The sequence below is a fragment of the Thermomonas flagellata genome, from assembly GCF_022419185.1.
Taxonomy (GTDB): Bacteria; Pseudomonadota; Gammaproteobacteria; order Xanthomonadales; family Xanthomonadaceae; genus Thermomonas; species Thermomonas flagellata.
In genome coordinates, this window is sequence record NZ_JAJOZK010000004.1 from 68147 (window position 1) to 80755 (window position 12609).

The window sequence follows — 12609 nt, forward strand, 5'->3', positions numbered from 1 at the left end:
CACCCGGGTAAATACGCCGGACCCCGCCATCGCTCCCGCGGCGGCGGGGTCCGGCCCTGCTAGACTGCCGGCGCCCACCCGTTCCGGAGCGCGCCATGCACTGGCTCAACGACATGCTGCACGACGATCCCGACCCGCAGGAGACCCGCGAGTGGATCGAGGCGCTCAAGGCGGTGATCGACCACGCCGGCCCCGAGCGCGCGCACCAGCTGCTGGAGGGCATGGTCGAGCTGACCCGGCGCGCCGGGGCGCACCTGCCGTTCGCGCCGACCACCGAATACATCAACACCATCCCGCCGCACCTCGAGCCGGCCTTCCCGGGCGATGCCGGGATGGAGTGGAAGCTGCGCTCGATGATCCGCTGGAACGCGATGGCGATGGTGGTGCGCGCCAACCGCAAGCCGGGCGAACTGGGCGGCCACATCGCCAGCTTCGCCAGCTCGGCGACCCTGTACGACGTCGGCTTCAACCATTTCTGGCGTGCTCCGCACGCGGGCCACCCGGGCGATCTGGTGTTCATCCAGGGCCACAGCGCGCCCGGTATCTACGCCCGCGCATTCCTCGAGGGCCGCCTGAGCGAGTCCCAGATCGACCATTTCCGGATGGAGGTCGACGGCCGCGGGGTGTCCAGCTACCCGCATCCGTGGCTGATGCCCGACTTCTGGCAGGCACCGACGGTGAGCATGGGCCTGGGGCCGATCGCCGCGATCTACCAGGCGCGCAGCTGGAAGTATCTGGAGGCGCGCGGGCTGATGCCGAAGACCGACCGCAAGGTGTGGTGCTTCCTCGGCGACGGCGAGACCGACGAGCCCGAATCGCTGGGCGCGATCGGCGTGGCCGGGCGCGAAGGGCTGGACAACCTGATCTTCGTGGTCAACTGCAACCTGCAGCGGCTGGATGGCCCGGTGCGCGGCAACGGCAAGATCATCCAGGAGCTGGAGGGCCAGTTCCGCGGCGCCGGCTGGAACGTGATCAAGCTGGTCTGGGGCAGCTACTGGGACCCGCTGCTGGCCAAGGACAGCAGCGGCATGCTGCGCAAGCTGATGATGGAGACCGTCGACGGCGAGTACCAGAATTGCAAGGCCTTCGGCGGCGCCTACACCCGCGAGCATTTCTTCGGCAAGTACCCGGAGACCCGCGCGCTGGTCGCCAACCTGTCCGACGAGGACATCTGGCGCCTCAACCGCGGCGGCCACGACCCGCACAAGGTCTATGCCGCCTACGACGCCGCGGTGAAGACCAGCGGCCAGCCGACCGTGATCCTGGCCAAGACCGTGAAGGGCTACGGCATGGGCGGGGCGGGCGAGTCGCTCAACCCGACCCACCAGACCAAGAAGCTGGACAACGACGCAGTGCGCGCCTTCCGCGACCGCTTCCGGCTGCCGATCGACGACGACCAGCTCAAGGACGGGGCGATCCCGTTCTACCGCCCGGACGAAAAGTCGCCCGAGCTGGAATACCTGCGCGCGCGCCGCGCCGCGCTCGGCGGCTACCTGCCGCAGCGCCGGCGCAAGGCCAGCCAGCCGCTCGAGGTGCCGCCGCTGGCGACCTTCGAGCGCCTGCTGAAGTCCACCGGCGAGCGCGAGATCAGCACCACCATGGCGTTCGTGCAGATGCTCAACATCCTCCTGCGCGACAAGCAGGTCGGGCCGCGCTGCGTGCCGATCGTGGCCGACGAGGCGCGCACCTTCGGCATGGAGGGCCTGTTCCGCCAGCTCGGCATCTACGCCCCGCAGGGCCAGAAGTACAAGCCGGTGGACGCCGACCAGCTGATGTTCTACCGCGAGGACGCGGCCGGGCAGGTGCTGGAGGAGGGCATCACCGAGGCCGGCGCGTTCGCCAGCTGGATGGCGCTGGCCACCAGCTACAGCACCAACGACCTGCCGATGCTGCCGTTCTACATCTACTACTCGATGTTCGGCTTCCAGCGCGTCGGCGACGCCGCCTGGCAGGCCGGGGACATGCGCGCGCGCGGCTTCCTGCTCGGCGGCACCTCCGGGCGCACCACCCTCAACGGCGAGGGATTGCAGCACGAGGACGGCCACAGCCACGTGCACGCCAGCGTGATCCCCAACTGCCGCAGCTACGACCCGACCTTCGCCTACGAGGTGGTGACCATCGTCCAGCACGGCATGCAGCGGATGCTGGCCGAGCAGCACGACGAGTACTGGTACCTCACCCTGATGAACGAGAACTACCCGCACCCGGACATGCCGGAGGGCAGCGCGGAGGGCATCATCCGGGGCATGTACCTGCTGCGCGACGGCGGCCGCCCGAAGAAGCGCGAGCTGCGCGTGCAGCTGCTCGGCAGCGGCGCCATCCTGCGCGAGGTGATCGCCGCCGCCGACCTGCTGGATGCCGACTTCGGGATCAAGGCCGACCTCTGGTCCTGCCCCAGCTTCACCGAGCTGGCGCGCGACGGCCACGACGCCGAGCGCTGGAACCGCTTCCACCCGGAGGCCAAGACGCCGCGCACGCCGTGGGTCACCCAGCAGCTGCAGGGCCGCCAGGGCCCGGCGATCGCCGCCACCGACTACGTGCGCGCGTTCGCCAACCAGATCCGCGAGTTCGTGCCGATGCGCTACCACGTGCTCGGCACCGACGGCTACGGGCGCAGCGACACCCGCGCCAACCTGCGCCGCCACTTCGAGGTGGACCGCTTCCACGTGGCGCACGCCGCGGTCGCCGCGCTCGCGGCCGAGGGCAAGCTCACCGCCAAGGACGTGGCGCGCGCGATCAAGCTGTACAAGCTCGACCCGGACAAGCCCAACCCGCTGCACGCCTGAGCCGGGCGCGCGCGTGGCCGCCGCGCGCGGCGGCGTCGCCCGGTTCGCGGCAGGACGGGCCGCTCACTCCGGCGCGCGCGCCGGATTGGGCAGCCACCCGCCGGGGAAGCGCCGGCGCAGCCAGACGGTCTGCAGCACCAGCACCGCGGCGATCGCCAGCGCCAGCCAGGCGGCCACCGCCGCGCCCGCCATCGCGCTGTCGGACTGCTGCACGTACACCGCGACCAGTGCCCACACCGCGGCGATCACGTAGTCCACGTTGCCGCGCATGCGCCGGTTCACCGCCAGCAGCAGCGCCGCCGCGAGCGCGTACAGCAGCAGGCTCCACGGCAGTTGGCGCGCGGTGTCGGCCAGCCGGTAGGCGACGATCGCCTGCGCCAGGTTGAGGAAGGCCGCCAGCGACAGCCAGCCGGCGTGCAGCGACAGCGGCAGCCAGGCCCATTGCCACTGCCCGGCCTGCGGCGTGCCATCGTCGGACAGGATCACCGCGCAGCGGATCAGGCAGGCGGCGGCGGCGAAGATCACCAGCACGCACAGCCAGAACCAGCCCTGCGCGAACAGCGGCATCCACACGCAGGTCAGCAGGAAGCCTAAGGCCGCCCACGGCGCGATCCGCGCCACGGTGTCGTCACGGCGGCGCGCGCCGGTGGCCTGCCACACCGCATAGCCGAGATCGAGCAGGAAGATCAGGCCCCAGATCGAGAAGGCGTAGCCGGCGGCGATCAGCAGGGTCGGGTAGCGCGCGGAGACGGTGGCGTTGTCCGGGCCGAAGGCGCCGGTCTGCGAGAGCCAGGCCACCACCGGCATGGCGATCGCGGTCAGCAGGACGAGCAGGCGCATCGACGGGCTCCGGTCGGGGCTGAACGCCAGCTTAGCGAGAACGGGCGTCGGCGGGAGCGTGACTTCCGGCCCATGGCGGCGCAGGCATGGTGTATTACATTACCAACACACCACTTCACCAGCACAGGAGTTCGCCATGTTCCTGCTCGATTCCGCCGCCGATCCGCGCCAGACCCTGGTCTATGCCGAGCGCCGCCGCTTCCCGCGCAGCGCCGACGCCGGCCAGCCGGCCCCCGGCCGCATCCACCGCGAACGCGACTTCGGGGTCGGCTACGGCAGCAGCAGCGGCTATGGCAGCAACCGCCGCTACGCGGTCGCGTCCGGTTCCTACTTCCGCTGCCGTTGAAGAGGAAAGGAGCCGGTCGACCGGCCGCCGCGCCCTCCCTGCGACGGCCGCCTCCGGGTGGTGAGGGGGTCACGGTTCCTCGTCGTGCGGGTGCGGGCCGGACCCCTTGCCGGCCCGCACCCGTCCGACCTCCGCGCACAGCGCCGGGAAGAAGGCGTCGAATCCGCGGTCGATCATGGCCTGCTGCGTGCGCAGCAGCGGCAGGCAGGCGCGCAGCCGCTCCCCATGCCGCGACAGCCGCCCAGCCAGCCCGATGATCGCCGCGTCCACCTGCGCACGGCGGCGATAGCCGCCGAGCCAGTCCTCCGCGGCCATCCGCGGTGCCAGCGCCGCCAACCGCGGCGGCAACTGCGCGCGGTGGGTGGCGAGCACGCCATACACCCGCCGGCAGAACGCCGCTAGCGGCTCGTCCTGCCAATACGCGGGATCGCGGGCGAGGCAGTGGTCGAAATACACGTCCAGCACGATCCCGGCGAAGCGGCGATAGGGGCCGAAGCCGGCACGCAGGGTCACGATCCGCGGATGCCGGTCGGTCCAGGTATCGACATGCCGGTGCAGCAGGATCTCGGCACGCACCTCGGCCGGCCAGGCGTCCGCCGGCGGCGGCCCGCGCACGAAATCCCCCAGCAGCGCGCCGAGGATCGCGGCGTCCGAATGCCGGGCCAGCCAGGCATGCGCCAGGTAGTTCATGCCGGATGCGCGCGCGCCGGCGGTGATTGACGCCCGGCGGCGGCCGTCACAGGATGACGGCGCGGCCTGCCGCCGCCCACCGGAGCACGTCGATGCGCCCCACCGTCCTCCTGCTGCTGGCGCCGCTGGCGCTGGCGGCCTGCCAGCCCAAGACTCCGGATGCCGCGCCGGCCGCCGCGGCACCCAGCGCGCCCGCCCCGACGGCGCCGGCCGCGCCCGCGGCGCCCAGCGCGCCCGCATCCTCGGCCGCCACGGCGTGGCCGTCCAGCCTGGTCGTGGTCGGCGACGGCTACCCCAACGCCGGCGACCCGTGCCGGCGGATCGGGGAGAGCGCGGACACCGCCGACCTGCTCGACGATGCCGCCGACCTGGTCGGCTGCCCCGGCGGGGCGCAGGCCCCGGCCGTGCTCGCGCTGGTGGAGGGGCATGGCGGCCGCGTGGTCAAGCAGTACGAGGACGTGACCCTGGTCTCGGTGCCGCGGCGCTGAGCCGGCTCAGCGCCGCGCGCCGAACTCGCGCCGCAGCCAGTCGTCCACCATCCGCTTCTCGTAGCGCAGCGGGTCGCTGTCGCTGATGGGGCTGGCGCCGAGCAGGTACCCGGGCTCGACCAGCCTGCGCTCGCCTTCGGCCAGCACCTTGCCGTCGGCCGCGCGCAGCACGAAGCGCACGGTCATGCGCGGCGGGTAGATGTCGCGCATGTAGCGGATGTCCTGCGCCGCCGGCCCGTGCCAGGGCTCGTAGCCGCCGGCGCGGTCGATGTCGAGGACGGTGAGGTCGAGCGTCTCGCCCGGCGGCAGGATCGCTTCCGCGCGCTGGCGCATGTAGCGCATGAGGTCGAGGAACCACGGCCCGCGGGCGGCGGCGTAGCGGTTGGGACTGTCGCGGATCTCGGTGAAGTCCGCCGGATTGGCCCACTGGATCTCGACCCGGCCGTCGTTCGGCAGCGCGCGCGGGTAGCCGGGGGAGAGCATGTCCGGGCCGCGCGGCACGCTGGCGCAGGCGGCCAGCGCGAGCATGCCGGCGAGCAGGGCGGTCAGGGAGGCGGGACGGCGCATGGCAAGCTCCGGTGGGGTGGCACGCCCGGAGTGTGCCGCATGCCGGCGCCGAGCGGCCGCGACCGGCGGCGATCAGTCAGCCGCGGTTGCCGGCGGCGACTGGAACCAGGCCTCGACGGTGCCCTTGACCTTCATCGTCATCGGCTGGCCGCGGCGGTCCAGCGCGCGCCCGACCGGCACCCGCACCCAGCCTTCGCTGATGCAGTATTCCTCGACATTGGTGCGTTCGATTCCGTTGAAGCGGATGCCGATGCCGCGCTCCAGGGCGGCGGCGTCGTGGAACGGGCTGCGGGGATCGTTGGACAGGCGGTCGGGCGGGGTGTCGGACATGGCGGGAACGGGCGTTGCGTCGCGGGCAAGGATAGCGCGGCGGCTCGCTACACTGCGCCGATGCCCGCCGCGCACCGCGATCCCGCCCTCGATGCCCTGCTGCATCCCTTCGCCTCCGGCTTGTTGCCATGGCCGCAGCAGGTGCTGTTCCTGCGCGCGCGCGAGGGCGCGGCGCTGCATGCGCAGGGGCTGCGCGGGTTGCAGGCGACCCAGCCGTTCCGGCCCGAGGCCGCGCGCTTGCAGCGGCTCGGCGTCGGGTTGCTGGACGAGGACGCCTTGCCGGCGCGGCAGTTCCCGCTGGTGCTGGTGCTGCCGCCGCGCCAGCGCGAGGAGGCGCGCGCGCTGCTGGCCCGCGCCTGCGCCGCGGTCGCGCACGGTGGCAGCGTGGTGGCCGCGGTGGCCAACGACGAGGGGGCCAAGCCCCGCGAGGCCGAGTTGAGGCAGCTGGCCGGCGCGGTCAGCACCCTTAGCAAGCACCACTGCCGGGTGTTCTGGACGACCGGCGACGCGCCGGCCGATCCTGTGCTGCTGGCGCAGTGGGCGCAGGCCGACGCCCCGCGCACCCAGCCCTGCGCCGAGGTGCCCGACGGCCGCTTCCGCACCCGCCCCGGCGTGTTCGCCTGGGACCGGGTGGATGCCGCGTCCGCGCTGCTGGCGGCGGCACTGCCGGCGGACCTGCGCGGCCGGGTGGCGGATCTCGGCGCGGGCTGGGGCTATCTGTCGCTGCAGGTGCTGGCGCGCTGCCCGCAGGTGACGGCGCTGGAGCTGTTCGAGGCGGATGCGCGGGCGCTGGCGCTGGCCGAGGCCAATCTCGCCGCGCCGTCACGGGCGCGCGGCGTGGCGCTGCGCCTGCACTGGCACGACGTGGCGGCCGGGGTGGCGGGGCCGTTCGATGCCATCGTCTGCAATCCGCCGTTCCACGCGCTGGGGCGGGGCGAGCGCCCGGACATCGGGCGCGCCTTCATCGCCGCGGCCGCGCAGGCGCTGCGCCCGGGGGGCGTGCTGTGGCTGGTCGCCAATCGCCACCTGCCCTACGAGGAGGCGCTGGGGGCCGGCTTCGGCCAGATCGATGCCGTCGCCCAGCAGGGCGGCTTCAAGATCGTGCGCGCGGTGAAGGCATGAAGCTGGTCAAGCACATCGCGAACCTCGGCTACGGCAGCCGCAAGCAGGTGCAGGGGATGTTCCGCGCGGGCCGCATCACCAACGCCGCCGGCGAGGTGCTGTATGCGGACGACCCGCTCGACCACGACGACGTGCGCGTGGACGGCGAGCCGCTGGACCCGCCGCCGGGCCTCCTGCTGATGCTGCACAAGCCCACCGGCTATACCTGCTCGACCAAGGATGCCGGTCGCCTCGTCTACGACCTGCTGCCGCCGCGTTTCCGCCTGCGCGACCCGGTGCTCTCCACGGTCGGACGGCTGGACCGCGATACCTCCGGCCTGCTGCTGTTGACCGACGACGGTCAGCTGCTGCACCGGATCATCTCGCCGAAGACGAAGCTGCCCAAGGTGTACGTGGCCACGCTGGCGGAGGATCTGCGCGGGGACGAGGCGGCGCTGTTCGCGGCCGGCACCCTGATGCTGGAGGGCGAGACGACGCCGCTGCTGCCGGCCCGGCTCGACGTGCTGGAGCCGCGTCGCGCGCGGCTGACCCTGCACGAGGGGCGCTACCACCAGGTGCGGCGGATGTTCGCCGCCGTCGGCAACCACGTGGTGGCGCTGCACCGCGAGCGCATCGGCGGGCTGGAGCTCGACGGGCTGCCGCCCGGGCAGTGGCGACGGCTGGACGAGGACGCGCGCGCGCGGTTGTTCGCGGCGCGGGCAGAGTAGCGGCCATCGGGTGCACGCAGGTGGCCGGCCTGGGCTGTGGACAGCGGGCCATGGATGGCCCGCGGCGGCGCCTCGAACAGGAGGTTCGCAGAAGCCGGGCAGCCGCCCCGGCCGGCCGCCTGCGTGCACGTGCGCATCACCCCAGCAGCGCGCGAAAGCCCTCGACGCCGAGCGCCCGCATGGTTGCGATGTTGCGCTCGATGATCGCGTCCGGCTGCGGGTAGGCCGCCACCGCGCGTTCCACGCTGTCCTCGCGCAGCAGGTGCAGGAGGGGGTAGGGCGCGCGATTGGTCAGGTTGCCGGGGTCGTCGGCATCGGTATCGGCGAAGCGGTAGTCGGGATGGAAGCTGGCCACCTGCAGCACGCCGTCCAGGTCCATCGCCTCCACCAGCGCCTCGGCATCGTCGAGGAAGTCGTTGTAGTCGAGGAAGTCGCCCAGCACCCGCGGATGCACCAGCAAGGTGGTGTCGGTGGCCGCGGCCGGGGTGTCGCGCAGCAGCGCCAGTTCCTCGCCCAGCTGCTCCAGCAGGGCGCGCTCGGTGCTGGCATCGCTGACCACGATCCGCACCTGCTGCTTCACGTACACCGCCTTGGCGAACGGGCACAGGTTCAGCCCGATCACCGCGCGTTCCAGCCAGCGGCGCACGCCGGCTTCGATGGCTTCGGGGTCGAAGGGAGTGCAGGCGGGGGCGGCGTGCATGGCGGTTCCGGGCAAGGCGCGCTGGCGGTGCGGGCAAGGCTAGCGCATGCTGGGGGGATGACCGCGCCCCACCGCCAGCCCGACCGCGCCGCCTGGATGATGCTGACGGCGGTGGCCCTGTTCGCGATGATGGATGCCGGCCTGAAGGCGCTGTCCGCGCACTACCCGCCATTCCAGGTCGCCAGCCTGCGCGGGCTGGCCTCGCTGCCGCTGGTGCTGGCCTGGGCGCTGGCGAGCGCCGGCCCGCGCGCACTGCTGCGGGTGCGCTGGCCGCTGCACCTGCTGCGCATGCTGCTCGGGGTGGCGATGATCGCCAGCTTCGTCTATGCCCTGCGCCGGCTGCCGATGGCCACGGCCTATACCCTGTTCTTCGTCGCCCCGCTGCTGATCGCCGCGCTGTCGGTGCCGATCCTGGGCGAGCGGGTCGGCCCGCGGCGCTGGACCGCGATCGCGGTCGGCCTGGCCGGGGTGTTGGTGGTGCTGCGCCCGACCGGCGAGGGGCTGTTCACCCTGGCCGGGCTGGCGGTGCTGGTCGCGGCGTTCGGCTACGCCGTTTCCGCGATCACGGTGCGGGTGCTGGCGCGCACCGACAGCACCCAGGCCACCACCCTATGGCTGCTGGTCGGGATGGCCGCCGGCGCCGGCCTGCTGGCGTGGCCGCAGTGGGTGCCGGTGCAACCCGCGCACGCCTGGCTGATCGCCGGGATCGGCGTCGCCGGCGCGCTCGGGCAGTACACCGTGACCGAGGCCTTCCGCCGCGGCGAGGCCTCGCAGGTGGCGCCGCTGGAATACACCGCGCTGCTGTGGGGCGTGCTGCTGGACGCCCTGGTCTGGCGGGTGCTGCCGGATGCGCTGACCTGGCTCGGCGCCGCCATCATCGTCACGAGCGGGCTGTACCTGATGCGGCGCGAGCGCCTGCGCGGCCGCCCGCATCTGGAGGCCGAGCATCCCTGAGCCCGTTCCACTGGCGGCAGCCGATTCCGGTTGATCGCGGCAGATGGCGGCGGCCAGCGCCGTTGCGGCTGCCCCTGCCGCCCCGCGGCCGGCCCTGCTACCCTGCCGCCACGTTCCGCCGCCGTGATGCCGATGAGCGCCGTCCTGCCCGATCCCGCCGCTGCCGCCGCCGACGCCCGGGTCGCGGCCCGCCTGTTGCAGCGCGGCAAGCTCAAGGAGGCGGACCTGGCGCGCGCGCGCCGGTTGCAGGAGCAGGACGGCGGCGATCTGCTGGTGCTGCTCGGGCGGCTGGGGCTGGTGTCCGAGCGCGACCACGCCGAGGCCTGCGCGGCCGAATTCGGGCTGCCGCTGCGCAGCACGCGCGAGCTGCCGGAGCTGCCGCCGGAGGACGTGGCGCTCGGCGTGCGCTTCCTGCGCCAGTTCCAGCTGGTGCCAGTGGCGGCCGATGCGGACGGGATCGAGGTGCTGCTGGCCGACCCGCAGGACCCGTACCCGCTGCAGGCGGTGCAGCTGGCGACCGGGCGCCCGGTGCGCGCGGCGGTCGGCCTGCGCGGGGAGATCGCCGAGCTGATCGAGCGCTGGTACGGCCAGGGCCGCAGCGCGATGGACAGCATCGTGGAGACCGCCGAGGGCGAGGCCAGCCTGGACGACGTCGAGCACCTGCGCGACCTCGCCTCCGAGGCGCCGGTGATCCGCCTGGTCAATCTGCTGATCCAGCGCGCGGTCGAGTTGCGCGCCTCCGACATCCACATCGAGCCGTTCGAGAACCGGCTGAAGGTGCGCTACCGCATCGACGGCGTGCTGGCCGAGGCCGAGAGCCCGCCGGCGAACCTGACCGCGGCGGTGATCAGCCGGGTCAAGATCATGGCCCGGCTCAACATCGCCGAGCGCCGGCTGCCGCAGGACGGCCGCATCCAGATGCGGGTGCAGGGGCGCGAGCTGGACCTGCGCGTGAGCACAGTGCCGACGGCGCATGGCGAATCGGTGGTGATGCGCCTGCTCGACCGCGAGACGGTGGTGCTGGACTTCGAGCGGCTCGGCTTCGGCCCGGCGTTCATGCCGCGCCTGCGCCGGGTGCTGGAGATGCCGCACGGGATCCTGCTGGTGACCGGCCCGACCGGCTCCGGCAAAACCACCACCCTGTACACCGCGCTCAGCCGGCTCAACCGCCCGGACGTGAAGATCATCACCGTCGAGGATCCGGTCGAGTACCAGCTGGAGGGCATCAACCAGATCCAGGTCAAGCCGCAGATCGGGCTGGACTTCGCCAATGCCCTGCGCGCGATCGTGCGCCAGGACCCGGACATCATCATGATCGGCGAGATGCGCGACCTGGAGACCGCGCGCATCGCGATCCAGTCCGCGCTCACCGGCCACCTGGTGCTGAGCACGCTGCACACCAACAACGCCGCCGGCGGCATCACCCGCCTCTTGGACATGGGGGTGGAGGACTACCTGCTCACCTCCACCGTGAACGGCATCCTCGCCCAGCGCCTGGTGCGCCGGCTGGAACCGACCCACGCCGAGCCCTACCCGGCCAGCCCCGAGGAGATCGAGAAGTTCGGCCTGCGCCGGTTCCAGCCGCAGGGCGAGATCGTGCTGTACCGGCCGCGGCCGTCGGAGCTGACCCCGACCGGCTACCTCGGGCGCACCACCATCATGGAGCTGCTGCTGATGGACGACGAGCTGCGGCGCGCGGTGATGCGGCATGCCGGCATGGACGAGCTGGAGCGGCTCGCGCGCCAGGCCGGGATGGCGACCATGTACGAGGTCGGGATCGCCAAGGCCCTGCGCGGCGAGACCACCATCGAGGAAGTGCTGCGGGTGACCGAGGACGCCTGAGGCAATGGCGCAGTACCGCTACAAGGCGCTCAACGCGCGCGGCGAACTGCTGGACGGGCAGATGGAGGCGGCCAGTGCGGCCGAGGTCGCCGCGCGCCTGCAGGAGCAGGGCCACCTGCCGGTGGAGACGCGCCCGGCCGACGCCGGCGGCGCCGGGTTGGACTGGCGCGGCTGGCTGCGCCCGCGCCCGCTGGCCGGCGAGCGGCTGGTGCAGTTCACCCAGCAGCTGGCGACCCTGCTGGCGGCCGGGCAGCCGCTCGACCGCGCGCTCGGCATCCTGCTCGAGCTGCCGGACGACGCGGCCAGCCGCCGGGTGGTGGAGGACGTGCGCGACGCGGTGCGCGGCGGCGCCTCGCTGTCGGCCGCGCTGGAACGCCAGCACGGTGTGTTCGGGCGGCTGTACGTGAACATGGTGCGCGCCGGCGAGGCCGGCGGCAGCCTGCACGACACCCTGCAGCGGCTGGCGGACTACCTCGAGCGCAGCCGCGCGCTGCGCACGCGGGTGGTCAATGCGCTGATCTACCCGGCGATCCTGCTGGCGCTGGTCGGGCTGTCGCTGCTGTTCCTGCTCGGCTACGTGGTGCCGCAGTTCGCGGCGATGTACCAGAGCCTGGACGCCGACCTGCCGTGGTTCTCGCAGCTGGTGCTGGCCACCGGCGAGTTCGTGCGGCGCTGGTGGCTGCTGCTGCTGGCGGTGCCGGTGCTGGGCCTGCTGTGGCTGGAACGGCGCCGGCGCGACCCCGCGTTCCAGTGGCGGCTGGACGGCTGGCTGCTGCGCCAGCGCCTGGCCGGCCCGCTGTTGGCCCGGCTCGAGACCGCGCGCCTGGCGCGCACGCTCGGCACCCTGCTGCGCAACGGGGTGCCGCTGCTGGCGGCGCTCGGGATCGCGCGCAACGTGCTCGCCAACCGGGTGCTGGCCGCGGACGTGGACGCCGCCGCCGAGGAGGTCAGAAACGGCATCGGGCTGTCGGTGGCGCTGGCGCGCGGCAAGCGCTTCCCGCGGCTGGCGCTGCAGATGGTGCAGGTCGGCGAGGAGTCCGGCACCCTCGACGCCATGCTGCTGAAGGCGGCCGACACCTTCGAGCAGCAGAGCCAGCTGGCGCTGGACCGCCTGCTGGCGACCCTGGTGCCGGCGGTGACGCTGGTGCTGGCGCTGGTGGTCGGGCTGGTGATCCTGTCGGTGCTGGCCCCGATCTACGACCTCACCAGCGTGGTCGGCTAGCCGCGCCCGCGGCGC

General features: G+C 73.0%; 13 protein-coding genes. 8 read left to right on the forward strand and 5 right to left on the reverse strand.

The window, feature by feature from the left end; genetic code table 11:
• Window positions 1-95: 95 nt before the first annotated feature.
• Window positions 96-2786, forward strand: a complete 2691-nt coding sequence (gene aceE, locus ML340_RS05145; RefSeq protein WP_240097385.1) for a pyruvate dehydrogenase (acetyl-transferring), homodimeric type — start codon at window positions 96-98, stop codon at window positions 2784-2786.
• Between the two features lie 63 nt (window positions 2787-2849).
• Here the strand turns inward: aceE and ML340_RS05150 are convergent, their stop codons facing one another.
• Entirely contained in the window at window positions 2850-3626 is a 777-nt protein-coding gene (locus ML340_RS05150; RefSeq protein WP_240097387.1) for a hypothetical protein, read from the reverse strand.
• A gap of 136 nt (window positions 3627-3762) precedes the next feature.
• On the opposite strand from ML340_RS05150, the gene ML340_RS05155 reads away from it, so the two are divergent.
• The gene (locus ML340_RS05155; protein ID WP_240097389.1) at window positions 3763-3972 is read left to right on the forward strand and encodes a hypothetical protein; all 210 of its coding nucleotides are present in this window, start codon (window positions 3763-3765) and stop codon (window positions 3970-3972) included.
• A gap of 69 nt (window positions 3973-4041) precedes the next feature.
• Here the strand turns inward: ML340_RS05155 and ML340_RS05160 are convergent, their stop codons facing one another.
• On the reverse strand, window positions 4042-4662 hold the full coding sequence (locus tag ML340_RS05160) for an acyl carrier protein phosphodiesterase (RefSeq protein WP_240097391.1): 621 nt from the start codon (window positions 4660-4662) through the stop codon (window positions 4042-4044).
• Between the two features lie 92 nt (window positions 4663-4754).
• Between ML340_RS05160 and ML340_RS05165 the strand changes: the two genes are divergently transcribed.
• Complete coding sequence (locus ML340_RS05165) at window positions 4755-5150, forward strand: hypothetical protein (RefSeq protein WP_240097393.1); 396 nt, start codon at window positions 4755-4757, stop codon at window positions 5148-5150.
• A 6-nt stretch (window positions 5151-5156) separates the two neighbouring features.
• Here ML340_RS05165 and ML340_RS05170 read toward each other — a convergent pair whose 3' ends face one another.
• Both ML340_RS05170 and ML340_RS05175 read right to left on the reverse strand, forming a co-directional pair.
• Window positions 5157-5717 (reverse strand): DUF3016 domain-containing protein, encoded by a 561-nt coding sequence (locus tag ML340_RS05170; protein ID WP_240097395.1) that lies wholly within the window; start codon window positions 5715-5717, stop codon window positions 5157-5159.
• Window positions 5718-5789: 72 nt separating this feature from the next.
• Window positions 5790-6047, reverse strand: coding sequence for a DUF3297 family protein (locus tag ML340_RS05175; protein ID WP_240097397.1), 258 nt, complete (start codon window positions 6045-6047; stop codon window positions 5790-5792).
• A 60-nt stretch (window positions 6048-6107) separates the two neighbouring features.
• Here ML340_RS05175 and ML340_RS05180 point away from each other — a divergent pair, with 60 nt between their 5' ends.
• Complete coding sequence (locus tag ML340_RS05180; RefSeq protein WP_240097399.1) at window positions 6108-7169, forward strand: class I SAM-dependent methyltransferase; 1062 nt, start codon at window positions 6108-6110, stop codon at window positions 7167-7169.
• Window positions 7166-7876: a pseudouridine synthase gene (locus ML340_RS05185; protein ID WP_240097401.1), complete on the forward strand. Its 711-nt coding sequence runs from the start codon at window positions 7166-7168 to the stop codon at window positions 7874-7876. The genes ML340_RS05180 and ML340_RS05185 overlap by 4 nt, the downstream gene beginning before the upstream one ends.
• A 136-nt stretch (window positions 7877-8012) precedes the next feature.
• On the opposite strand, the gene ML340_RS05190 is transcribed toward ML340_RS05185, so the two are convergent.
• Window positions 8013-8576: a DUF1415 domain-containing protein gene (locus ML340_RS05190; protein ID WP_240097403.1), complete on the reverse strand. Its 564-nt coding sequence runs from the start codon at window positions 8574-8576 to the stop codon at window positions 8013-8015.
• A gap of 57 nt (window positions 8577-8633) precedes the next feature.
• On the opposite strand from ML340_RS05190, the gene ML340_RS05195 reads away from it, so the two are divergent.
• From ML340_RS05195 to xpsF, 3 genes are all read left to right on the forward strand, one after another.
• A complete protein-coding gene (locus ML340_RS05195; RefSeq protein WP_425608282.1) occupies window positions 8634-9530 on the forward strand; it encodes a DMT family transporter in 897 nt (298 codons plus the stop codon).
• A 132-nt stretch (window positions 9531-9662) separates the two neighbouring features.
• On the forward strand, window positions 9663-11372 hold the full coding sequence (gspE, locus tag ML340_RS05200; RefSeq protein WP_240097405.1) for a type II secretion system ATPase GspE: 1710 nt from the start codon (window positions 9663-9665) through the stop codon (window positions 11370-11372).
• Window positions 11373-11376: 4 nt separating this feature from the next.
• The gene (xpsF, locus tag ML340_RS05205; RefSeq protein WP_240097407.1) at window positions 11377-12594 is read left to right on the forward strand and encodes a type II secretion system protein XpsF; all 1218 of its coding nucleotides are present in this window, start codon (window positions 11377-11379) and stop codon (window positions 12592-12594) included.
• Window positions 12595-12609: the final 15 nt, after the last annotated feature.

Bases quoted from the DNA above. Each gene is read 5' to 3' on its own strand.
- ML340_RS05180 (WP_240097399.1), top strand. From the start codon at position 6,108: ATGCCCGCCGCGCACCGCGATCCCGCCCTCGATGCCCTGCTGCATCCC.
- ML340_RS05190 (WP_240097403.1), bottom strand. From the start codon at position 8,576: ATGCACGCCGCCCCCGCCTGCACTCCCTTCGACCCCGAAGCCATCGAA.
- ML340_RS05160 (WP_240097391.1), bottom strand. From the start codon at position 4,662: ATGAACTACCTGGCGCATGCCTGGCTGGCCCGGCATTCGGACGCCGCG.
- ML340_RS05195 (WP_425608282.1), top strand. From the start codon at position 8,634: ATGACCGCGCCCCACCGCCAGCCCGACCGCGCCGCCTGGATGATGCTG.
- ML340_RS05170 (WP_240097395.1), bottom strand. From the start codon at position 5,717: ATGCGCCGTCCCGCCTCCCTGACCGCCCTGCTCGCCGGCATGCTCGCG.
- ML340_RS05185 (WP_240097401.1), top strand. From the start codon at position 7,166: ATGAAGCTGGTCAAGCACATCGCGAACCTCGGCTACGGCAGCCGCAAG.
- ML340_RS05150 (WP_240097387.1), bottom strand. From the start codon at position 3,626: ATGCGCCTGCTCGTCCTGCTGACCGCGATCGCCATGCCGGTGGTGGCC.
- ML340_RS05175 (WP_240097397.1), bottom strand. From the start codon at position 6,047: ATGTCCGACACCCCGCCCGACCGCCTGTCCAACGATCCCCGCAGCCCG.
- xpsF (WP_240097407.1), top strand. From the start codon at position 11,377: ATGGCGCAGTACCGCTACAAGGCGCTCAACGCGCGCGGCGAACTGCTG.
- gspE (WP_240097405.1), top strand. From the start codon at position 9,663: ATGAGCGCCGTCCTGCCCGATCCCGCCGCTGCCGCCGCCGACGCCCGG.
- aceE (WP_240097385.1), top strand. From the start codon at position 96: ATGCACTGGCTCAACGACATGCTGCACGACGATCCCGACCCGCAGGAG.
- ML340_RS05155 (WP_240097389.1), top strand. From the start codon at position 3,763: ATGTTCCTGCTCGATTCCGCCGCCGATCCGCGCCAGACCCTGGTCTAT.
- ML340_RS05165 (WP_240097393.1), top strand. From the start codon at position 4,755: ATGCGCCCCACCGTCCTCCTGCTGCTGGCGCCGCTGGCGCTGGCGGCC.